Origin of the sequence: Xylanibacter muris (assembly GCF_013166605.1) — a bacterium.
In the GTDB taxonomy this organism is placed as follows: Bacteria; Bacteroidota; Bacteroidia; order Bacteroidales; family Bacteroidaceae; genus Prevotella; species Prevotella muris.
Genome location: NZ_JABKKF010000001.1, coordinates 293,776 through 318,710, shown reverse-complemented (window position 1 = coordinate 318,710; position 24,935 = coordinate 293,776). Strand labels below are relative to the sequence as shown.

The window sequence follows — 24,935 nt, the reverse complement described above, 5'->3', positions numbered from 1 at the left end:
CCTCAGCAAACATACTCCATCAGCACATCCCATACGGCAATGATATGGCACACGCTTCCGGCAAGCACAAAGAAATGGAATACCGAGTGCATGTACCGTCTTTTGTTCAGACTGTAGAACAATGCTCCCGTAATGTAGCACACTCCCTCGGCTATTATCCACACCACGGCAGCCGTGCTCACACAATCCATCAGCGGCTTGAATGCCACAAGCACAGAAAGCCCCATACCGACAAAGCAAACGGTCTCGATATTACTGTGTTCTTTCAACTTGGCGAAACTCATCACCGTGCCGGCAACCGCACAGAGCCATACAAACACAAACAGCCCCCATCCCCAGCAACCCTCCTGACGCAGGGCTACAAGGGTCAGGGGTGAATAGCTTCCCGCAATATGCCAGTATATGGCGGCATGGTCCCATTTCCGGAGCAGTTCCTTTCTTCTGCCTCCACGACGGGCGGAATGATACAGGGTGGACGCGACGTAAGAGCATATCATACCGAAAAGATAAAGCCACACACCGGCTCTTGCCCAAGGATTGTCTCCAACGTAACATATATATACAAATATACATCCGGCCACAATGCCCAGCAATATACCTGCCGCATGCGACCACGCATTCCATCGCTCCTCACGCCTCGTATAGCGTATGCTCATGATTATAAGAGGTTTATATATAACTGCATACGGTATTTATTTCACATAGTCCAGCTTCACCACAACAACCCTTATCTTCTGGTCATCCTTGTCTGTCCTCACTTTTGCTATGTGCCAGTCGTCGGGGAAGAAGATGAAGAACCTGTCCGGGGTGGAGTCATAGAAAAGAGCCTTGTCCTTATCATATTCATAATGGATCACGTCAGGACGGTATTTGGTGTTGGGCTTGCTTGTAGAATGGTCTATTATGCCGAAACGCTCTGTTCCCCTGACAACAAACTGAAAATCTATATGTTCATAATGGCTCTCGCTTCTGCGCTTCGACAAATCACCGTTCTCGCTGTCTTCCACGCTGACTGTAAGATTCGTGCCCTCGATAGGATGTTTTCCTTTCTCTATTGAAAGAAGGTCATGGGACGCAAGCCACCTGAACATAGCCTTCCATTGCGCGGGATTCTTTTTATACTGTGTGTAAAACTCCACGGCATTGACACTCTGATGAGGCTCCGCCATCTTAAATCCGTTGCGCCATTTTCCGCTCTTTACCCACTTCACCGCTTTTTTTTCCAACACCTTGTCTGTGCAAGGTTTTGTATAAACACCCTGTGCAAAAGCCACGACAACAGAAATAATCATGGCAATAAGCGTTATCTGTCTTTTCATTATAATGTTATGTTTTGATTAGATGTATCCGTATATATCGGCTGCAGCCGGCATCTGACGATTTGCAAAAATACCTAAAATACCACAAACAGCCAAAAGAAAACCATACAAATAAACCGCAGATAAAAACATTTGGTCATTATGGATATTTATTATACCTTTGCACCGTGATAAGCTACGCCTCAGCAATTTATGACGGTCATGCTGATTCCGTACGCATTATCCCCACATCAACAGATAAAAACGATGGAACATACAATAAAAGACTTTGAGATTATGGCTCCGGTCGGCTCTCATGAAAGCCTGCAGGCAGCCATTCAGGCAGGAGCAGACTCCGTGTATTTCGGCATAGAGCGTCTGAACATGCGCGCACACTCGGCAAGCACATTCACCGTTGACGATTTACACGAGATTGCAGAGACATGCGACAGGCACGGCATAAAGACATACCTCACCGTCAACACAATAATTTATGACGAGGATATCGCCCTTATGCGCGAAATCGCCGACGCAGCCAAAAACGCCGGCATCTCGGCCGTGATAGCAAGCGACGTGGCCGTAATGACATACTGCAACAGCATCGGACTGGAGGTACACCTGTCCACACAGCTTAACATAAGCAACATCGAGGCATTGAAATTCTACGCCCGGTTTGCAGACGTGGTCGTGTTGGCACGGGAACTGAAAATGGAGCAGGTTGCGGAAATATACGGCAAGATATGCGAGGAAAATATATGCGGACCTTCCGGAAAGCTCATAAGAATAGAGATGTTCTGCCATGGAGCATTATGCATGGCCATCAGCGGCAAATGCTATCTCAGCCTGGCAAACACCGGCCGCTCGGCCAATCGCGGTGAATGTGTGCAGATATGCAGACGGTCATATACCGTGACAGACCGCGAGACGGGCAACGAGCTGGAAATAGACAACAAATACATAATGAGTCCCAAAGACCTAAAGACCATACGTTTCATAGACAGGATGATGAGAAGCGGTGTGAGGGTGTTCAAAATAGAGGGACGGGCACGCGGCCCCGAGTATGTATACACTGTCGTGAAATGCTACAGGGAGGCAATACAAAGCGTATTGGACGGAACTTTCACCGAAGATGTGAAAGACGCATGGGACAAACGACTGGCAACGGTTTTCAACCGCGGATTCTGGGACGGATATTATCAGGGACAGACATTAGGAGAGTGGAACAGACACTATGGTTCCTGCGCCACGGAGAAAAAGGTATATATAGGCCGCGGTGTGAAGTATTTCAGCAAACTTGGAGTGGCCGAGTTCACTGTCGACGCCGCGGAATTTGAGGTCGGTGACAAACTGCTTATAACCGGCCCCACAACAGGTGTCATGTATGTCGACGCCACAGAGATACGCTATGAGCTTGACCCCGTATGCAAAGCACCGCAGGGAAGCCATGTCTCGATACCCGTACCGGGCAAAGTGAGGCCGAGCGACAAGCTGTTCAAGCTTGTAAAGACCGGCATCGATTCTGAAAACAACAAAAAAAAACAACATAAAAGATGACCATAAACGAAATACAAGACGAGGTGATAGAGGAATTTTCCGACCTCACCGACTGGATGGACAAATATCAGCTGCTTATAGACTTAGGCAACGAGCAGGCACCGCTCGACGACAAATATAAGACGGAAAGCAATCTCATAGACGGATGCCAGAGCCGTGTATGGCTTCAGGCCGATTACACCGACGGCCTGCTGTATTTCACTGCCGAGAGCGACGCTCTCATAGTAAAGGGTATTGTGGCACTGCTCATAAGGGTTATCAGCGGTCATACACCGGACGAGATTCTCGATGCCGACCTATACTTCATCGACAGAATAGGCCTGAAAGAGCATCTGAGCCCTACACGCAGCAACGGTCTGCTTGCCATGATAAAGCAAATAAGGATGTATGCCCTGGCTTTCAAAATGAAAGACTAAGCAAATAAAAGAAAAAACGCTACAATAACGAAAACGCACGCGGAATCCCATTCTGGGATTCCGCGTGCGTTTCCATATTACCCGGATTATCATAAAGACCAAAGACACACACAGAGAATACATCACCTTATACATGCCACTAATATATGTTAAAAGTGTATATAGCCTACATACACTCTGTATTTAGGCTACATACACTGTGTATTTAGCCTAAATACACTTCTTAAATATGCTGTTCACCATCAGCATCCGCAACATCCCTTGCCATATATCATAATCACTCACAGTGACGGTTATATGGTAAAGGAAAATCTTTACGGGACTTCATCTTTCAGACTCATCCGCCTTTCCACGATATGAAATATTCAAATATATTTAATAATACTTTTATGTCAATGTCATCAACGTTTGATAAAACATTGTACACATCGCTTTGGCATGGCATGTGTCAGGCGGTAAACGCCCCACACTTATTCATTATACACACCGTACACATCGCAAAGCGATGTCCCTACTTGGGACAGGATTCGGCAGAAACACCTGACTGTAAACGAGAATGCCCATCCACGAGTATGGACGCGCCTTTGGCGCGTCCATACTCGTGGATGAGAATCTAATGTATTATTTGCTTTCTCATTGTGTCATATTTGCAGATGTAAACACCTATTATATGCCACCGTATACATTATACGGCAGATTAACCCTACGGCATGACGAGAATGTTAAAATTAGCCAACAAAATTGTATTTTCAACACTTAATATTACTTGTTAATAAAATAAAAACAGTACTTTTGCAGCGAAAAAGTAACATATTGTATTGTTTTATCGCAGCACAATACATATATGTTCATGGCGGAACGGTTTAAGAAACACTTTGTTTTTCACCCGCAATGCCTTAAATAAATATATAATGCTGCGAATTTAACATATTTAAAATAGCGCATGAAAAAGATTTTTACGCTTGCTCTACTTGCTGTACTCACACTTTCTGTCACTGCAGCAACAGACATCAAGAACTTCAGCCAACTTAGGCAGGAAAGACATCAACAGCTCAAACCGGCTGTCCTGAAAAAGGCAGGGAAGAGACTTGCCTTCAAAACAAACGCCAAAGCTGCCGGAAATGCCCCGGAAAGCATTACCGGCAAGAGTTTCATTACTGTATATAACGACCAGGAAGACAAATTCAACGGATTTTTCAATGTCGTTGCAGACGGTGAGGGAATCATACTCGAGGGATTCGCCGAGGGATATAATGTAAAGGCATCATACGACGCTTCCACCGGAACAATAACAATACCTACCGGTGTGGTCATAGGCAAAAGCAACACTTACGGAGACATCACCATACATGCGGCTGCAAGCGACGGCTATTCAGACGACCCCATCATCGGAACCGTAGACGGCAACAAAGTCACTTTCAACTACGGTGTCTACGGAACAGTGGTATATGAGGGACAGCAGGGCGGCCTTATCCTTATGCTCGATATCGACGGCAACGAGGCCAATGCAAAAATGACATTCCAGCTGGAAGAAAATACATATCAGTTTCCGTTGCTGGCCACAAAAACGGCAGATGACAAGATCAGCATCGTAGGCATCAACACCCCGCTTACAGCCGGATATTTCTATAATGTGCCGATGGCATTCAACGCAACATCCAAGACCGCTACAATACAGTCAGAGCAGCCTATAGGCCATAACATGGCGACAAACGGAAGTAACATAAAGAACGTTTATTATATGTTCAACAGAACAGCCGAAGGCCTTACACGCAACCCTGCATTCACCATCACGGCCACAGACAACTCTTCCACCGTCAAGGCCCAAACTGACGTATTCATCGGTTATGACACCAACGGAGCCGGCTCTTACAGAGGATTTACAATGTCCGGCTTCCAAATAAGCCTCGACTACAACATCTTTACACAGCCGACAACGGACGATCCGTATGCAGATGCTACAACAGCGACAGTGAACGGAATCACTTACGACCTTGACAATGACACAAAGACGGCCACCGTCACAGGATGCCTCGGCAACATGAAGGAGATTGACATCCCGGCTTCTATCGAAGCAAACGGCAACACATATACCGTGACGGCTATTATGGAAAGAGCATTCTATGCAAACAGGGCCATTACAGAAATACATATCCCGGCATCAATCAAGACTGTCGGAAATGACGCGTTCCGCAATCTGGCAAATCTGAAATCCCTCTATATCGAGAACCTTGAGGCATGGTGCGCGATAGAGTTCTATAACGGCAACGCCAACCCTCTTTACAACGTGTTCCCGACAAGCACCAGCAAATGGGGCAAAGTATATATCAACGGAACAGAAACGACAGAAATAGTCGTTCCGGAGGGCGTGACAAAAATAGGCCGCGCATTCTATGGATTTAAATCCTTGACAAGCATCACCCTGCCCTCAACGCTTAAGGAACTCGGCGACCAGGCCATGGCCAACTGTGTAAGCCTGACAACAGTAATAATACCCGAGGGTGTGGAAAGCACAGGCTCTTCTTTCTGGGGATGTGAGAATCTGACAGAAATAAGTGTCCCCGGATCTATAAAGTCACTTGGAAGAAGCATGTTCTACGGTTGCAAGAACCTTAAGTCTGTAAACTTGGCTGAAGGCATCGAGAGAATCGGAATGATGGCATTCAGCGGTTGTACGGCCCTTGAAACAATAACGCTTCCCTCTACAATAAAATCTGTTGAGCTTATGGGATTCTATGCTTGTACCGGTCTCAAAGAGATAAAATCCCTTAATACCATTCCTCCGACATGTCTGTCTGACGATGTTTTTGAAGACTGTGCAACTGCCACACTATATGTTCCGGAAACATCCGTTGAAGACTACAAGACGGCAACCGGTTGGAAAATATTCGCAAAGATAGAGCCTGTCAATACATCCGGAGTTGACAAAATCGAAAGCAACGGTATCAAGACACCTGTCAAATACTATAATCTCCAGGGTGTGAGAGTAGCTGAGGAAGATATTACTCCAGGCATATACGTAATACACAAGGACGGCAAGGCTGTAAAGGCATATATTAAATAACGGTCCGTTCTGTGCATCACAAAAGTGAACAAGCAAAAAAGGGATAAATTCCAATTTCGGACATTTATCCCTTTTTTGCTTGTTGTCGCATATCACCAGATGTCCGGGCACATGCCCGGCACACGGCAGACTGCCACAACGGATTTTCCGCAAAGCCCGGATATGCGGCGACAGCAGGATGAATAAACCGAATCTTCATTCATTGAAAATACTTTTACATGAGGAACAAACACAAAATTATAGCCGTTTTTTAAATTTAATAAAAAAAAATGAGTATCTTTGCATCGTTCATTCTGCGGGATGAATAATGAGCATTTGAGTGAAATACGTGTTTATGAACTTGATTCTCGTCTCAAAAACGGCCAATGATTGAGAAGCATAAGAGAATAAAGGGATTAGATGCGCCTATATTCGGGCGTATTCTCCTTTTATTTTTATCTTATGCAGGGTGCTTGGCCGTTCCCTTGGGGCGATAAGGAAATTGGGAAGAATACGCTCCTCTTTTTTGCCTCACTGTGTTTATATTGCAAGAGAGAACCCCTAAATAACGGCCAATTATGAAAGGTTTTTTCTATGAGTATGCAAGTATGACGCCTGTATAGCACTGGCATGTCATTACTGTATACCCACACCTGTATGACGCGGCAATTGCCACTTCAATGTGTCAGATGCCCGTCATATTGTTACGCATGCGCTACCTTGGCATGCGGCGGAAGCAATGATAATACGCATTTTATTTATAAACAAACAATAGGAAAGATGATGAAAAAATTGTTTTTTACGACCATGGCGCTCATGGTCATGACATCCGGTTCCGGAGCAAAGAAAGTCAAATTCGACTATTCAGTGGTTTTCGTTCCCGAAGAAGGCGGTGTGAAGTTTGAGAAGATAACCGAAGACGCCGACAATGTGGCCGATTATAACGGAGGACTCGTATCAAAGGCATCAAGCATCTTCGGAGCAAAGAAAACGAGCGTGCTTGACTGGTGGGTGATACCACAGATTGCCATATCGCCCGACGGCAAACGGATAGGCTATATAAATGAGAAGAACAAAACCACAAACGTGATGATTAAAAGTGCGGCGAAAGGCGGGGCCAGCATCCAGCGCACATTCCGCACCAACGTCCAGGGATTCTCATGGAGCCCCGACGGCAACACGCTTTGCTTCACGGAAATAAGAGGCGGGCATCAGGGCATATATCTCGTGGACGCAAACCAAGGCACGGTGGTAAGACAGGTTTCAAACGGCAGCGACAATGACTACGGTGGAGTGATCAGCAAAGACGGGAACACTATATTCTTCCACCGAGGAGAAGGACGCTCCAGTTACAGTCTGTGGAGCTACGACCGTAAAACCAATCTTTTCTCCAACTACTCACGCGGTATGACGGCATGCCTTATTCCCGAAAACAAAAACACTATATACTGCGCACGGTTCACCGACAAGAATGAAAGTGAGATATGGAGAATAAACTTTGAAACAGGCGTTGAGGAAGTGATACTCACACAACCAGGAAAAAGCTTCACCACCCCACAACTGTCACCGGACGGGAAATGGCTTCTGATAACAGGCAGCAGCAAATCGGAAAAGGAAGGATTAGACAATACTGACATATTTGCCGTACGCACCGACGGTACCCAGCTCACCCAGCTGACATATCACCCGGGAAACGACCTTTCGCCTATATGGTCGCCTGACGGACGAAGCATTTTCTTCCTGTCGCAACGCGGCTCCGCCGACAGAATATACAACGTGTGGAGAATGGATTTCAACCTATAATCCTTTTATAAATTATTAATTAAATCAATCAACAAAAATGAAAAAAATCTTATTGATTGCAGTATGTGCAGTATGCTCACTTACTGCATCGGCACAGCGTGCCAGCAGTTCATCATCGTCATTCTTCTCAACCGAGAAGGCCGACCAGGGAATAACATTCGGTATCCGCGCAGGACTGAACATGGCGAACATGTCTGCCTCAGAGGACGGAGTTTCAGCATCTCCGGAAAGCCGCACGTCATTCCATGTAGGCGTAATAGCAGACATCCCCTTGATGCAGAGCCTCTACATCCAATCAGGTCTGTTCTTCCAGAACAAGGGCTACAAGTTCGATGATGAGGAAAAGGAAACAGCAAAACCTATGTATCTTGAGATTCCTATTCTTGCCTCTTACCGCTATAACTTCAGCGATGCTATCCAGCTTCAAATAAATGCAGGTCCGTATTTCGCATACGGTATAGGCGGAAAGGTGAAATACGAATACAACGGTAGAAGCACCGAAGATGACTTCTTCGGAAGCTATGATGACGAAGACTGCGCAGGATACAAGCGCTTCGACTGCGGTCTGCAGTTCGGTGCGGGTGTGACGTTCAGCAATCACTATTATCTTGGCTTCGCATATCAACTCGGTCTGACAAACATCAAGGATCTTCCTTCAAGCTACGAAGGCGACTTTTCTGTAAAGAACAGAAACTGGATGATCAGCCTTGGCTACAACTTCTAAAAACGCTTAATACTTAATGATAAAAAAGTGACGCACCGGTCATTGGTGCGTCACTTTTTTATTTTCATCCGCATTCCACAATACGGTTTTCCGGTCGACAGAAAACAAATCAGGCATATTGGAATTTTATATTTTCCTTACATACATGGCACGTATGGCATTGAGCACGGCCAAAATCATCACACCCACATCAGCGAAAACGGCAAGCCACATACTGACTATGCCAAAGACACCAAGTATCAGACATACACCTTTGACACCCAATGCCATCATAATGTTTTCCCACACAATCCGAAGACATCTTCGGGATATACGGATCGCCTTGCCTATTTTCATCGGATCATCATCCATAAGCACAACATCGGCCGCCTCGATTGCAGCATCGCTCCCCATCGCACCCATTGCAATGCCGAGGTCTGCACGCGACAGGACAGGAGCATCGTTTATACCGTCACCGACAAAGGCCACCTTGCCGTCTCCTTCAGACACTTTCAGTATCGTTTCAAGTCGGGCCACCTTATCGGCCGGAAGCAAATCACTGTAAACCTTATCAATACCAAGTTTTTCGGCTGTCTGCACGGCAACAGCATGGGTGTCTCCTGTCAGCATGACGGTCTGTGCCACTCCTGACTTACGGAGGTCTGCGACAGCCTCGGCCGAAGTGGGCTTGACGACGTCGCCTAAAACAATATGACCGGAATATTCCCCGTCAATGGCAATATGCACAATAGTCCCGGCTGTATGGCAGTGGCATGGAGTGACTCCGATACTCTTCATCAGTTTCTCATTACCGGCAGCCACTGTCTTTCCGTCAATCACTGCAGTGACACCCAAACCGCCTATCTCACGCAGATTACTCATACGGCTGTGGTCGACATTGTGACCGTAGGCACGCAGAAGAGATTTACCTATCGGATGTGACGATGACGACTCTACAATGGCGGCATACTCAAGTAGCCGGGTCTTGCTGTATTCAATATCCATGTCGTTGTGATCATGGAAAGCATTTACCTCAAACACACCTTGTGTCATAGTACCTGTTTTATCAAATACTACTGTCCTCACTTTTGACAGTGTCTCCAGAACGTTGGAACCCTTAACAAGCACACCTTCACGGCTTGCCCCGCCGATTCCTGCAAAAAATGAAAGCGGTATGCTGACAACCAAAGCACAAGGACAGCTTATGACAAGGAATACCAACGCACGGTAAATCCATGTCTCAAAAGTAGCGAGCTCAAAGGCCGCACCATTGAACAACAGCAGGAACACCGGAGGCAACAGGGCAAGTGCCAAAGCGCAATAGCATACGGCAGGCGTATAGCTACGGGCAAAACGGGAAATGAAATTCTCTGATTTCGATTTCCTTGAAGCGGAGTCTTCTACAAGTTCAAGTATCTTGGAGACTGTCGAATCGCCAAAATCTTTTGTGGTGCGTATCTTTAACAATCCGGAAATGTTTATGCAACCGCTAATCACCTCATTGCCGCTGTGAACCTCCCTTGGCAACGACTCACCAGTCAAAGCGGATGTATCAAGCGAAGATTCTCCGGAAACGACGACACCGTCAACAGGCACTTTCTCTCCTGGCCGGACAATTATTATCTGTCCTATCTCCACCTTATCCGGACTAACCCTGACAATATCACCATCCTTCTCTATGTTTGCATAATCAGGGCGGATATCCATCAACGCGGCTATGCTCCTGCGGCTTTTCCCTACAGCGTAACTCTGGAAGAACTCACCGACCTGGTAAAACAGCATCACGGCAACAGCCTCCATATATTCACCGCTTCTTTCATAAACAGCCAAGGCAAACGCTCCAACAGTAGCGACAGCCATGAGGAAATTCTCATCGAACACGCGCCCGTTGATGATGCCTTTACAGGCTTTCAGCAGGATATCGAAACCTATTATCAGATATACGGCAACATACAGGGCCAGCCTCAGCCAACCACCGACACCGATAAACTGCAATGCGACAGTCATTGCCGATGCGATTATGATCCGCACGAGCATATTACGTTGTTTCTTGTTCATTCCATTCATATTTTATCTGTAATAATCCTACTCTTATCAACCGGCATGACGTATTTTTGTCTTTCTATAAAATGATTTCGAAATCAGACTCAATCTTCTTTGCAGCTTTAAGCACTTTGGCCATCACTGCGTCTTCATCGGTTCCGTCTTCAAATGTCACTTTCATCTTCTGTGTCATAAAGGAGATGGACAAATCTTTCACACCTTCCACTTTCTTAGCGGTTTCTTCCACAAGATTCGCGCAATTGGCGCAATCTACTTCAATCTTAAATGTCTTGCTCATATTCTTTGTTTTTTTATCGGTGTTTCCCCGTTTATTGTTTACTGACTGCAAAGATACAATCAATCAAATGCAAACAGGTTGCATTTTCATGCAATAGAAGAAAAAAACAGAGCCATGCCTTTATTTACCGCTGTCGCGACATTTCCATGCCATATTACATATCCTGCATATCGATCCGTACGTATTCCCACCGGACCACACTATACTTACATCAGATACAATACATAAAATGCCCCATCTATTAATAAGACGGAGCATTTTTATGTAGATTATATGCCGCTAAAGCCTGCGACATAGCAATGAGTATCACTTCACAAATATTTTCCTGCCGTTGACAATATATATACCTTTGCCAAGCAATTCTATATCACCGTTTACGCGACGTCCGTCGAGGGTATAGATGCTTGTCGGCTTGTCTCCTACTGTAACTGTGGTCACTTTCTCCACACCGGAAGCCGTGCCTGTAAACAACTTTATTATCATCACCACCTGATTGTCGCGATAGCGCATGGGAAGCGTTGAGGTGGCAGGTTTGGAAAGATTCACTGTATAGGATGCTGTCTTGCTGCCTTTTCTGGAAGGGAACACATAATCTGAGGCAGCAAACGTGTCTGTTCCGAACAATTCAAGATAGGCCGTGCCTGTATCTGAATTGCTGTAGCCGGTAAATTCCGCCTTCGTTATCGACACACCTTCGGGGATGTTGATAGTAAAAGTGGAATTACGTGAATATTTTATACCCGTTATTCCGCAGCCCGAGCCGGTAGCATATCCGTTGCCCACGGTTATGCTGAAACCGTTGGAAAATCCCCAATTGTCATCAGAGCATGTGAAAGGAGAAAGCTCATATTCGGTAGGAACGGGGTCGCTACCCACTGTCTGTATTTCTCCAAGTTTCTCTCCGCCCTGTTCTTGCGAGTTTGTGATAGTAGCGACAAGGCCGTTGAGATAATTCTCAATGTTTGAGTATCCGTTTGATGCTATGGATGCGGCGTCAGACGGATCATCGGGATTAAGACCATGATTCTCTTCATATATATCGGGAATACCGTCACCGTCTGTATCTGTGGGAGCGTTCTTGCTCTCAAGCACAGGCCAGGCACTCCAGTCGGCCGGAGCATCGGCCGGACGGTTGTCATCCTGAGAGTTTATAAAACCTTTACTCAGGCCTGAACCCGTGTGGGACGCCTTGCCGTCACGCGTGTCGTTGACAATCATCTCATCATGCGAGTCGCGTCTGAGACTTGCACCTGCGTATGCAAGCACTTTCTCGTATGCGTCCTCCGCAGAATGTGTGGTAGTGTAAACAAAAGGTATAGGCTCTGTAATCTTTATTGTATCCTTTGTCACGGAAGTGTATGTGCCGTCGCAACCGGAAGCATCAATCTGATTGTACATCCCGTATGTCCAGTTGTCACCGGTCACCTGTGAGTATTTCGAGTTCACGTTTCCGTCAACATAGAATTTTCCCCAAAGATGAAGGGCTGGAGCATAAGCGGGAAAATCCTGTATATACTTGTATGTACGGATGCCCACACCGGCAATACGCATGCCACGGTTGTTTGTAGGTGAACCCGGACCCGGCTTATAATAGTTGTTCACTATATTCACCTTCATTCCCTCACCGCCATAGCATCCGTTGCCGCCGAAGTTATATATAACGTTGTTGCGCATATCCATGCGTTCGTCAAGCTGTGTGGTTGGACGCGGGCCAAGACGCGGAGTCCGACTGCCGTGATGCGCCAGCAGGTTGTGGTGGAAAGATGCGCCGGAACCGCCCCAGTTTCCGCCATAGCCGTGGGCGCCTTTGGAATGACCTGAATTTACAAGGCTCTGTGAGACTATCGACCATTGCACGGTAGTATTCTTGTTGCCAAGAAACGAACAGCACTCATCAATGCTCCAACTGACGGAACAGTGGTCTATCATGATACCCTCGCGGTCCATACCGTTAAGCCCGTCCCATCCGTCTGCACCGTCCTGCTGAACGTATTTATTACCCAAACGAAAACGCATATAGCGGACAATGACATTGTTGCCTGTAACAGATACAGGATAGTCGGCCACACATATACCGTCACCGGGAGCGCTTTGACCGGCAATGGTAGTATTGGCAGAAATACCGAGACCAGATTTCAAATGAATTGTTCCGGAAACCTTAAACACAATTATTTTCGGTCCCTTTTGGCTCAACGCCCAACGCAGCGAACCGTCACCTGAATCGTTAAGGTTTTTCACACAATATACCTTACCGCCTCTGCCGCCTGTGACATAGCGGCCATAGCCCTCCGCTCCGGGAAAGGCCGGAAGTTTCTCTACAGCATCATCTGCCATAACAGGAAGACTGACACCGGAAAGTGTGAGTGCCAGCGCACCCAATGCAAGAGTTGTCTTTAATTTCATAAACAATTATAGGTTTTTAATTCGTATTGTCGTAGATCTTATCGTTTTTTTATTTAAACTTAATGTAATAAGGCTTTGCCTGAAATCAATGGGAACAGCATTATTTAATGCAAAGACAGTGCAAACCGAACGCGATGAAAACTTGTTTCAAATTGCTGAGATGCCGCCTATCTTCTGCAAAGATAACTAAAGATTCTCATACCAAAGGTGGAATATTTAACTATTTAAGTTGAATTACGACAAAAAACTCCCCGACAACGTTTTATGCTGTCGGGGAGTTTTCATTATATCTGCGTATGCCGTCCGTATGCAACGGATGACATGCACATATTATATTACCGGATTATCTAACGATAATCTTCTTGCCGTTCTGGATGAGCAGACCCTTTGTGCCCTTGGCAACCTTCATACCCATCATGTTGTAAACAGGAGCATTCTCATCAAAAGTCTTATTGTCGGTATTTACATTAACTATGCCAGACTCGATCTTTGAAGTGTCACCGCTGATAAGGATGTTGCCGATATATTCAAATGCATCGGCATTCTCGTACGCACCCTCGATAGGAGTACCGTTCTCGTCAACAAGACCGCCTGCAGGATCCATTGAAATAACATAACCGTTCTTGAGGTCGCCTATAATACGTACATAAACCTTCTCCTGGTTCTCAAGCTCTGCAGGAAGCTGGCCTTTGAGCTCAGACCACTTGCCGTTCTCTATCTCAACCTCGCTCATGCGTGTCCAGTTCTCTCCGTCGAGAGAATAGTCAAGAGCCTGTACCTTGGCAGCATTGTTGTCCGTACCTACGAAGCAGGAGAACTCAACGGCCTTAACATTCTTTGTAGAGAACTCAACAACGGCATGGTCGCGTGCGTCGTTCTTTGCAAACTTTGAAGTACGGCGTGAAAGAATAGGCATCTGCATTGCTACGGCATCCTCACCGAACTTGGCGGCACGGCCCTGGAAGTTTCCAGGAATCATTGGGAACGGAGCTGTCTTTGTTGTTGCTGTGTCACAAACAACAGCTTTGATAACTGCCTTATATGTATCGTTCATATCAAAATAAATGTCAGAATCATAGCTTCCGATGTTTCCTCCGGTAACTTTGCTGAAGTCAAACGCTGCAACCACCTTGTTATCGTTCTCGAATGTAGCGGTAAGGTTGAGGTCGCCATCAAGCTTCACTGTACGTGTAAGCTCATCACTGCCGTCGCTCCATCCCTTGAATGTATTGAATGTACGATAGAATGAGTTGTGGTCCTTAAGAGTGATTGTCACCTCATCGTCTGTATAGTATACAGCCTTTTCAGGAGTGACGGTATAGGTGATATACTTCGGACCGTTGATTGTGATATTCACGGTAGCCTTTGTCGGGAATTTCTCAACGTATGTATTTGCAGAGCCGAGATAAGTTCCGTTCATACCCATAGTGTAAGATTTGGCGTCCTTACGAACGTAATAGAAAGAACTTGCAGCATCCTGGAACACAACGCCTTCTTCCCATGAAGTGAAACCGGCATCCTCAGGAGTGAAGCCATTCTCAAATTTGGTGTCAAGCCACATATCCTCACTGCCGTCAGCCGGTGCACTTGCCTCAAATGTCTTGAATGATACAGGGTCGATAACGTTGTTTGAGGCATATACAAGAGCGCCTGAAGCGTTAAGGATGTTGGCATCACCTGTATAGCCGACTATTTCTGTCACCTCTTCGCCCTTTGACTCATCACCTACTTTTGTAACACCTGTCTTCAGAATATCAGCGTATGCACCTTCCTGCGGAGCAAGGAAAATATTATTGTTGATATTGAATGTAGAAGCGATACCGAAATACTTTCCTGTATTGATAACCTGGAAACGGTTACCGGCTGCTTTACCATGAAGCACTGTATTGTTCTCAAAATACATGGTAGGTGTAGTACCTGTACCCTCAGAAGCATAGCCCATCTGGAATATAGCCTGACAATAGGGCATATTGTAGAACATATTGTCTCTGATAATAACCTCATTCACAGCCTGTCCGGGATAGACACAGGCCCAGTTGTTGCCTGAGCTTATGTTACAGTCATGAACGCGACAGTTGCTCATTTCCAACTTACCGATACTCTTTATGTCTTCAGCATTCGAGCTCTTCGGCACTGCACGATAGAATGTACGGGGATAGTTGCTGATATCGCAGTTGCGCACAATAAGGGAATCCATCTGTGCATGCTTCTTGTTGAAGTAAACAATCTGTCCTGACGTCGCCTCTTTTCCTGAACGGTACTGCAAACCTACATTCTCGAATATAAGAGCGAAATTCCCGTCATCTTTCAAATCACCGCCCCAGTCGAAACCTATAAGCATCTGTGGCATCTTGTCATACTCAGTCTGGTCAGAAGTGATTATAAGTTTACCGGCTGCCATAGTCGGCTTAACGTTACCAATATTCAAGACATTACTTGCATCCCACTTGCAGACAATCTTGAACACATCACCTGCCTGAGCGGCATTGGCGGCATTAATCGCTTCAGTGAACTCCTTCTTTGAAGTCACCGTGTCAGTGCGCTCAATGGCATTCATTGCGCTTGGCAACATTGTCATTGCGGCCAAAGCAATCAAGGAAAGTTTTTTCATAAATGATACTGTTTAAATTAATAATTGAATAATGTTTCTAAATTAATGATTTACAAGGCCCGTCCTTTGACAATAAAGGGCGAGCCCTGTTTTTTATTCTGTCAGGTCAGTCTTTCAGATTCCATTTTATAAAGTAACCGAGGTCGCTGATGCCATCGTTGTATCCTGCAACCTTTCCACCGGCACGACGGTGGTTCGGGGCAATGCGTGCGGCAAAGTTGGCACGCGCACCCGCAACATCGTTGCCGCGTACGGCACTGGCGTAACGCTCGCCAATCTTACAAAGGAAACTATAGCTCTTGCCCTCGGCAACAAACTCCTTAAGGTACTCATCAGCCAAAGCCCAGTCAAATATCTCACGACGCTCAGTCTCTGTGATGACTCTGCCCTGATAGGTTATCTCACCGTTCTCGTCAACGGTCGGGAGATCATATACAGTGCTGCGCATGGCACCCACGATACCGATGTTTCCATAACCGGATCCCTGATTCACATCACTGCCGTTTTTGTCTGTGGCCGTCTGCTGTTTGGTATTCCCGAGCCAAGTGTCGTAGTCCTGACTCCAATGAGCCGGCAGTACGGTAAGATCCTGTCCGTTGAAGAGGCTCATAAGACCGTTGTTGAGGAGTGCGTTTGCTATATCCCAGTTGCCAAGATGATTCTCTGCCTCCGCAAGCAGGAAATGGAAGTCATGACCACGGAATGTAGGTATGGCCGGCTCTATCTCAAAAATATTGGTACGTATATATTTATAAGACGTTGCAGAACGCTCATATAAATAATAGTACTTGGATATACAGTCTTTGCCGCCAAGGTTATTCATTACAATCTTCTGTGTCATACCACGCAGGTCTGTCTCACTGAAGATACTCTTTCCATAATCCGACGGACGCAGATAATATGAGTCCGGTGACGGATATTCAGGACAGAAATACTGTACAAGACGGTTACGCTGATGATTTGTATAGTCATACATGATACTGCTCACATTCTGTGTTTTCAGTCCCACTTCCTCTGAAGCAAACAGGAGCAAATAGGGATAATACTCGTCACGCACACCACTTGCAAGGTATGAATTCATCTGATAGATGATATTGGCACGCTTCCAATCTATGTTGTTGGGATCAGAAAAGTCAAACAGAGGGGTAAGCGAGAATCCCACCGGACATTTGTGGATATTGTGCATGTAGCGCAGAAGGTTGTCACGGATCCACAGCCAGTCACCCTGTGCGGTTTCCTCCGGCACATAGCTTGCCCGCCACGAACGCATCTCGGCCTCGAGAAGCACACGCGGAGGAACCATATAATACCATTTGGCATACTCACTCTCGTTTTGTATCTCCTCATCAAGCCATATAGCCCAGTTCATGTTCACATCACTGTCGATATGAACACCGTCGATGTCGACACCGTTGTTGAGCAGATCTATTGCCTTGGTCGCCAACTGCCCCATATCACACTTTGTAAAGACATCAGTATCGGCAAGGTCTTTCATTTCAGTCAGGGGATCGTCAAACCAGTAAGCCTGACCATAGATGCTTCCGAGTTTCAGATAAGCCCATACCTTAAGACGTATGGCCATACTGAGAAGAGCCCTGAAGTTAGTCTCGGAAAGCTCACTCATACCGCCCACATTACGGTGATACTCCGTCATCTTGTTGAAGTAGTCGTTGCATGCCACCACGATGGAATAATAACATGTAGGATCGGCATACTCGTTGTCTACAGTTGTCTCAAAGTTGAATATATTCTGAAGAGCCATCGGAGCATTCTCTGTTGTCTCAATCACGTTGCACCGTGTATCGGTCAGGAATATACTGTGATCACCGGCCTCCTGCATACGGCTTACAATTCCGAGGAAACCTTTATACATCTCATCGTCTTTCTCGATATAGTCGTCTTCATTTATTATATCTTTCGGGTCGGTATCAAAGAAGTCGTCACATGATACGGTTGTGAATGCCATAGCTCCCATAATGACTGCCGCCCAAGCAAATTTTAGTCTTTTCATAATACGTGTTAGAAGTTTAAGTTAAATCCTATTTTAACCGTCACCGGCATGGCAAGCTTCGCATAGTCAAATCCACGCAGGCTCTCATCGTATGAATAAGCAAATTCCGGATCGCTGCCAAGATAGTCTGTAAGACGGAACAGGTTGTCAGCTTGGATATAGATATCTCCGGAACGGATCACAGAGAAGAGATTGTTGAAAGCATACGACAATTTCACACTACGCAGCTTAAGATAGTCACCCTTCTCTATCCAACGGTCAGAGAAACTGTTGTTGCCGGAAGGGTCGCCATACGCGGCACGCGGCAATTCGGCATTCTGCCCCTCCACCTGCCATCTGTTGAGAACTGCGGTAGACTGATTTACAAACGATGACATCGACTCCAGCTGACGGCGTGTGGCGTTATAAACATAATTGCCTATAGAATAGCCGAAATCAGCACCAAGCGTAAACTGTTTGTAACGGAACATAAGATTCACGCCACCGAATACCGTAGGCATACTGCTGCCGAGACTGACTCTGTCATACTCGTTGATGATACCGTCAGGTGTTCCGTCGGGACCGCTCACGTCAAGAAACCTAACGTCACCGGCCTGATAGGCTTTTCCATCGGCATTTACAAGTCCTGAGTTCACGGCCTCTTCCGTCGTTGCATAAATACCGGCTGTCTTATAACCGTAGAACTCGTATGGCTTGCTGCCCACAGACATTATTGTCATGGCATCATCGCCATTAAACTCCTTATAGGTCGTTATCAAGCTCCTGTCTCCTCCAAGGTCTTTGACTTCATTCTTAACTGTTGCCATATTGGCTGCAACAACGAAGTCGAAATCTTTTGTATGAACAGGATTCAGACGGAGAGAGAGTTCAACACCTTTGCTCGATATCTCTCCCGTATTGTCATAATAACGTTTTGAACCGTATACTTCAGAGATGTCGCGGTTAAGAAGCAGGTCGTAGCTCTTTGCCGCAAACAAGTCTACACCTAACATAACCTTGTTGCCAAACATTGCAAAGTCGAGGCCTAAGTCAAACTGTGCCTTCTTCTCCCATGTCAGCTTAGTGTTAGGAACATTTGAACGCACAATGGAACCTATGTCAAACAGATTGCTGCTCTCATAGTAGTTCTTTCCATAATTGCTTGAGAAACGGCTGTTGCCGGAGAGGCTTCCTCCAAGACTTACATCAAGCTTATCCATCCATGAAGGCAACACGCCTGTATTGGCAGCCATGAAAGTAAACTTACCGAATGGAAAGAATCCTATGCGACTTGCATCAGCACCCGATGCGCTTGTCCCATCGGCAGTAAGACCCGCAAATGCGTTGAAAAGCCTGTTATAGGTATAATCAACATTCAGTCCGAGGCTCAAGTAATTCCATTCTATATTACGCCCCCAACTGTTTCTTTCATTCTGTGTGTTGTTCAATGTCTGATAAAAATCGTTGGCGGTATTATAGCCTTCGGCAATATCAGCCTCCATACTGCGTGTGATCACACGGCCGAAAGCCATCACATTAAGTTCATCGATATTATTGAATGTACGGCTGTACTTTCCATGTACCTGATAAGTGTTTACCCACTGATGTGTAACGCCATTTCCAACCTTATTCAGACCTGTACCATAAACCTGCGGGACGATTGTGCGGTCCGTCACGCCCGGAATGAACATTGTCTCCTCCGTATAGTTATAATAAAGATTCACCATACCGGTGAGGGTCAGATAATCGTTCCACTTATAGTTAAGACCTGCATGCATGTTCACATCGTAAATCTTATCGCTGCCCTTTACAGTATTGGCCAAGGCAACCGGATTACTAACATTGTCGTATGAGTATACCGGACGTGAGTTCCATGAATTCCAGGCATTATAGGGAGCCAGAATGCTCAGGACACTGCCGTCCTCCTGTTTCGCGTATGCGCTCAAAAGCGGCATGTTCCTATATGCGGAAAGCATTGGGTTCGTTTCGTTCACCATACCTGCATTGTTAAGATTGCCTGTAAGATAGCTCAATCCTATATTTGCAAAGATATCAACCTTACGGCTTACAAGCACATTGGCACTGATAAGCGTATGATATTTGTCGCTGTTGGTATTCTTGAGCGTACCTTCGTTTCGGTTGTAGCCGAAAGAGATATTATATTTGGCTATCTCGTCACCACCCTCTACACGGAACAGATTCTCTGTGGTGAATCCCGTTCCCTGTATCTCATCCATCCAATTGGTATTATCCGTGAAAAGATACGAATATGGAGTAGTGCTCTCTGAAAGGAACGGATAATCGTTGACGAGCTGGCTGATTGTTGAATAACGGGTCATGCCCAAGTCGTTGAAATAACGTCTGAAGTCCGTGGAATTAAGCACGGGAAGCGTGCCACGCTTGAAATTAAGACCGTAGTTGCCACTGAAACTGATTCTCGTATCAAGATTGTCTGATGTGGCCTGCTGTGTCTCCACAAGTATTACACCATTACTTCCAAGCGAGCCCCACTCTGCTGCCTCGGCACCTTTGAGAACCTTCACACTACGTATGTCCTTGGGATCATATCCGAATAGCAAATCACGGCTATATCCGTTGATGACATCACTGACATTGGTATTTCCCATATATGGAATGCCGTTGATAACTACAAGCGGATGATTCTCTGCCACAAAACTGTGGATACCGCGGATATTGATATACGTTCCCTCACCGGGCATACCGCTCTTTTCAACAACCTGCATACCGGCAATCCCGTCACGCAAGGCAGCTCCAAGACTGTTCTTCTCGCTAAAGTCCTTGCTTTCCATCTTTGAAGCCTCCGGTGAATAGAGAGACTCGTTTTCCGGAACGAGGGTGATGACAAAAGACTGCTTTCCACCTTTATTATATATATACGACAGCGGCAGCACTTTCTCATAATACCCGTCAGCCTTGATGGTCACAACTCCTTGAACATTATCTGATTTCAGTTCAAAGTATCCGGACTGGTCGCTCAATGCCGTGTTCTTCTGCCCTTTTACTGTGACAATGGCTCCACTGACAGGTGAACCGTCCGTAGCCCTGATACAGCTCTTTACCGTCACTTCCTGTGCCGATACGGATGCAGCGACACAGCATGCTGCGAAAAATATATTAAGTTTTTTCATATATTCTATATTCTATAATCTTAATAATTATTAGGAGTAGGACGCAAGCACCAATGATACATCATAAACTGATTCTTATTGTTCTTGTCGCGATTCACATTACCTGAGACTCCCCATATCCTGCTCAAATCCTTTGAACTTACTCTTATCTTGAATGTTCCGCTTTTCTTCAGTCTTACCACACCGACAGTCCATCCGTCTGTATCATACAGGTTTGCATTTTCATTTGTCTCAACCCATTCCGAAGGCTTGAATCCCTCGGGAAAACCGGTTTGATAGGTTGTTCCGTAAACAGGAGCGTCACTCGCACCGCTACGGTCGAAATGATAATTGGATCCGGTAGTCTTCATCGGCATGTCCGTAACAACAGCGTCATCATTGAAATATATGCTCAAACCGTATGTAAGACTGTGTACAAAACCCATCCGGAGATAATACTCACCGGCAGGCAAATTGCATTCATAAACGGTTTCATCATCCTCATTATATGCAAGACCGGTGAATGTCACGCTACATGGCAGTCCATTTTCCACGGCTTCCTCCGACGGTATTGCAGCAATAATGTTATAGAACACGTCCGGCCAATCACCCATAGGCTGTGTATTGCCGAAGAACGATCCCTGTGCGTCATTTATCACCAACGGGTCAACAAGATTAGCCCATATAAAATAATCCTTCTTCTTCGGATCGGACAAGGCGTTCCATATCTCATACATACGTGATTTCACACGATATATCACAACATGATTTGGAATCTTGAAATTATCAAGGAAATAGGCGTTTCCGTTACTCAACTGCACCATCTCCGATGCTTTTGCATGCTGCACCGACGGGCGCCAATAAGCAGCATCGGTACTCTCGTATGTAATACGGTCTGCCTGCTCATCAATAATCTTCATATATCCTCCGACACAATTGAAATCAGAAGCACTTGAAACGACTTCTTCCGGAGCAAGCTTGCGGTCTACGAAGCAGGCCTTGACAATCCATTCACTGAACTTTGCCGAGTCTGCCGCCGTTGCCTCACGGTTGAGCCATTGTGGAATACTGTCGCGTGCATCTTTTATAGCCTTTGTTATCTGTGCATTGGTAGGAATGAATATCGTAGAGTTATAATTCTCATCACGCATATTCCATACTTCCTGACCGTCTGAAGTATAACGGTCCATAAGAGTGTTACGCACTACAATCACAGAGTCATAGATGGTGCTTCCATCCTGCCCCACACCGATAATCGTACTGTGCTCACGGTCGAACCATGTAGTATCATACATGGCCACGAGTTTCTTGAACATCGAGTAATTGCGGTCGTCAAGGCTCATCAGATATTCGTATACGGACTTACGTACAGGCAACATACCGTCAACATAATATACATATCCGTTATCTGTCTTTACAGTCTTCTTCACCGAATAATTGTCAAGCTTGACATCGTTTCCTGAGCCATGCACCCATATACTCTTGCCCGAACGTGTCATTATGCCGAAACCGTCTTTGAGCAAAGATGGTGAAATCTCCATATCCGCCACACAATACTTTGCAAATACAGCTGCGTCGTCAATGGCCGAGGCATCGAAATCGGCATCGTCACACACAATGAACGTATATGACTTGTCTGAACTGTTTCCTTCGTAAATCCCGTTCTGCTCATATATGGCAGACATCTTGCTTACGTCTGAGGCGGCTTTCATGTAGCTCATGATGTCACCGTTATATACATTCACCTTTCCTGTGCTGCTTATGCCAGTCGCATCAAAGTGGTCATCCCATTCGGAGCAGGATACCGCAAAAAGAGCCGATACGGCAAGCAGTGGTATGATAAAGAACTTCTTCATGTCTTCAAATCTTTTTTATTCTACTGGTATAAACTCTATGTAATCAAGCATCTGACGATAGTAGTTTGCCGTTTTTGCATTGATGTCCATCATCGTCACCTTGAATGTATGGCTTGTCGAGCCTTCAAAAGAAATCTGATTCCATAATGTCGACTCTATAGTTTCATAGAGAGGTGCTCTCGGCACACCCTTGTAAAGATATACAATAGACTTGCTGTCATCAAGATCGAAGCGTGTCATTGTACCTGTGGTATAAAGCTGTACAAGAGATATATCCTTTATATAATGCAGAACGACCTTATACTTACCGGCAATGATAACTGGTGTGTTCATCTGGGCCCATCCTGCATATCCGAGGTTTAGACAAAGATAATTGTTCATGTATGCACCATGACGCGGTGTCTCCGGCTTGGAGCTGTTTTCCCACTGCTCCTTATAGAATCCCACCTTACGGTAGTTACCATAGCTGGCACGGCTTTCGTTGGCCTCGTATGTGATTGAGGTTATGGTACCATTCTCACCGTCGCGGTAGTCCTCACTGAGGTCTACTTTCACCTCACCGCTGCTAAGACGTGTGGAAGAGAACAACTCACCCATACCTTTTGACGCGCCGTATGCATTCACGGCGGCAATGATGTCCGGAGCGTTAAGGAAGTCCCAACGCACCCTTACAGGCTCCGGATGATACACAGGCATCACTCCGTCCACCTTGTTTATATATCCGTTGCACGCCCTGATATCGCTGCGCAGAATTGAAAGCGTCTTGTTCACTATCTTTCTGCTGCCGTCAATGTCGGCTGTAATAGCCTGGCCTTCAAGCTGTGTATCATATATAAGAGTCTCACCCTCAGATGTGAAGTTGTATATCTCACTTGTAGTATATTCACGTTTAAGGAAGTGATACTTAAGATATGCGGTAAGAGCATTGTCTGGATTCTTATCTTCTCCGTTGGTCACAAGCCACTGCTTAAGCCCCGGAACATCATTGATACCGGCTGCGCGGAACACCTCGTCCGGCACGGCAAAGCATGTGAAACGGTGCTGTGTGATAGTGAGGCTTCCGTTCTGCGACACTGTTGTGTCTGCTACCAACGTTGCCACCGAGTCGGCATAATGATCTGCACGTATAGCTGCTGCAAAGATGTCGTAATTTCCATCCTGCTCCAGTTTCTCCACAACGTTCTCCGTAAGCGGAACAATCACATCACCGGTAGTGAAGAACGTACCGTTGTTGCATACAACCGAGAATTTCTTCAAACGAGCCTGATTGTTGATGAAGATTGAATCCGGACAGAAAACGATGTCTGTACGGTCGGCATCATCAACATCCGTGACCAGATATCCATAACTCATGCTGAGATACGATTTAAACAGCGTCTGGTTAGGAATTATCTCCTTATCCTTAGCCTTTTGGTTAAGAGTGGAATCGTTTATGTTCTCGCCATTTATAATATGAGTACGCACAACATTCCTCGCATATTCCTTGTCGAGCTCCTGTATAGAAGCCACTCCCTTTTCCTGAAGAAAAGCCAGCACAGCCTCGTTGTCGGGACAGAATACAGTAGCCCTGTCGGTATTCTTCAAGGCGTTGTAGAAGTCGGCATACTTCATGAACTCAATCCACATGGAATATGTCTGCGGCTGTGTCTCAAGCACATCTGTGATAGACATTTCAGCCTCTGTCTCGGGTGGGGTGATGAAAAGCTCCCCTTCATTAGGGTCATCGCATGATGCCATTGCCGAGAGCAGTATTGTGAAAACAAATAATATCTTCTTCATTTTCGTTCTG

The 24,935-nt window shown here is 45.9% G+C and carries 15 protein-coding genes; 5 read left to right on the top strand and 10 right to left on the bottom strand.

Going from position 1 to position 24,935, the window contains the following annotated elements:
* Window positions 1–2 precede the first annotated feature (2 nt).
* Together trhA and HPS56_RS01135 are read right to left on the bottom strand one after the other, a co-directional pair.
* Complete coding sequence (trhA, locus tag HPS56_RS01140; RefSeq protein WP_172272573.1) at window positions 3–656, bottom strand: PAQR family membrane homeostasis protein TrhA; 654 nt, start codon at window positions 654–656, stop codon at window positions 3–5.
* A 36-nt stretch (window positions 657–692) separates the two neighbouring features.
* Window positions 693–1,319, bottom strand: coding sequence for a NanQ anomerase/TabA/YiaL family protein (locus HPS56_RS01135; RefSeq protein WP_172272570.1), 627 nt, complete (start codon window positions 1,317–1,319; stop codon window positions 693–695).
* 246 nt (window positions 1,320–1,565) lie between these two features.
* Here HPS56_RS01135 and HPS56_RS01130 point away from each other — a divergent pair, with 246 nt between their 5' ends.
* From HPS56_RS01130 to HPS56_RS01110, 5 genes are all read left to right on the top strand, one after another.
* A complete protein-coding gene (locus HPS56_RS01130) occupies window positions 1,566–2,852 on the top strand; it encodes a peptidase U32 family protein (protein WP_172272567.1) in 1,287 nt (428 codons plus the stop codon).
* Entirely contained in the window at window positions 2,849–3,268 is a 420-nt protein-coding gene (locus HPS56_RS01125) for a SufE family protein (protein WP_172272564.1), read from the top strand. The genes HPS56_RS01130 and HPS56_RS01125 overlap by 4 nt, the downstream gene beginning before the upstream one ends.
* 943 nt (window positions 3,269–4,211) lie before the next feature.
* Window positions 4,212–6,332 carry a leucine-rich repeat domain-containing protein gene (locus HPS56_RS01120; protein ID WP_172272561.1) on the top strand — a complete coding sequence of 707 codons (2,121 nt, stop codon included), beginning with the start codon at window positions 4,212–4,214 and terminating at the stop codon, window positions 6,330–6,332.
* Between the two features lie 759 nt (window positions 6,333–7,091).
* Window positions 7,092–8,114 (top strand): PD40 domain-containing protein, encoded by a 1,023-nt coding sequence (locus HPS56_RS01115; RefSeq protein WP_172272558.1) that lies wholly within the window; start codon window positions 7,092–7,094, stop codon window positions 8,112–8,114.
* A 37-nt stretch (window positions 8,115–8,151) separates the two neighbouring features.
* Complete coding sequence (locus tag HPS56_RS01110; RefSeq protein ID WP_172272555.1) at window positions 8,152–8,838, top strand: porin family protein; 687 nt, start codon at window positions 8,152–8,154, stop codon at window positions 8,836–8,838.
* Window positions 8,839–8,964: 126 nt separating this feature from the next.
* On the opposite strand, the gene HPS56_RS01105 is transcribed toward HPS56_RS01110, so the two are convergent.
* The 8 genes from HPS56_RS01105 to HPS56_RS01070 form a co-directional block, all read right to left on the bottom strand.
* Complete coding sequence (locus HPS56_RS01105) at window positions 8,965–10,875, bottom strand: heavy metal translocating P-type ATPase (RefSeq protein ID WP_172272552.1); 1,911 nt, start codon at window positions 10,873–10,875, stop codon at window positions 8,965–8,967.
* A gap of 64 nt (window positions 10,876–10,939) precedes the next feature.
* Window positions 10,940–11,158: a cation transporter gene (locus HPS56_RS01100; RefSeq protein WP_172272549.1), complete on the bottom strand. Its 219-nt coding sequence runs from the start codon at window positions 11,156–11,158 to the stop codon at window positions 10,940–10,942.
* A 306-nt stretch (window positions 11,159–11,464) separates the two neighbouring features.
* Window positions 11,465–13,561 carry a pectate lyase family protein gene (locus HPS56_RS01095; protein ID WP_216655742.1) on the bottom strand — a complete coding sequence of 699 codons (2,097 nt, stop codon included), beginning with the start codon at window positions 13,559–13,561 and terminating at the stop codon, window positions 11,465–11,467.
* A gap of 343 nt (window positions 13,562–13,904) precedes the next feature.
* Window positions 13,905–16,172 carry a DUF4957 domain-containing protein gene (locus HPS56_RS01090; RefSeq protein WP_172272546.1) on the bottom strand — a complete coding sequence of 756 codons (2,268 nt, stop codon included), beginning with the start codon at window positions 16,170–16,172 and terminating at the stop codon, window positions 13,905–13,907.
* A gap of 106 nt (window positions 16,173–16,278) precedes the next feature.
* Complete coding sequence (locus HPS56_RS01085) at window positions 16,279–18,183, bottom strand: hypothetical protein (protein ID WP_172272543.1); 1,905 nt, start codon at window positions 18,181–18,183, stop codon at window positions 16,279–16,281.
* An 8-nt stretch (window positions 18,184–18,191) separates the two neighbouring features.
* Window positions 18,192–21,311 carry a SusC/RagA family TonB-linked outer membrane protein gene (locus HPS56_RS01080; RefSeq protein ID WP_172272540.1) on the bottom strand — a complete coding sequence of 1,040 codons (3,120 nt, stop codon included), beginning with the start codon at window positions 21,309–21,311 and terminating at the stop codon, window positions 18,192–18,194.
* 20 nt (window positions 21,312–21,331) lie between these two features.
* Window positions 21,332–23,146, bottom strand: a complete 1,815-nt coding sequence (locus HPS56_RS01075; RefSeq protein ID WP_172272537.1) for a hypothetical protein — start codon at window positions 23,144–23,146, stop codon at window positions 21,332–21,334.
* A 15-nt stretch (window positions 23,147–23,161) separates the two neighbouring features.
* Window positions 23,162–24,925, bottom strand: a complete 1,764-nt coding sequence (locus HPS56_RS01070) for a fasciclin domain-containing protein (protein ID WP_172272534.1) — start codon at window positions 24,923–24,925, stop codon at window positions 23,162–23,164.
* Window positions 24,926–24,935 lie beyond the last annotated feature (10 nt).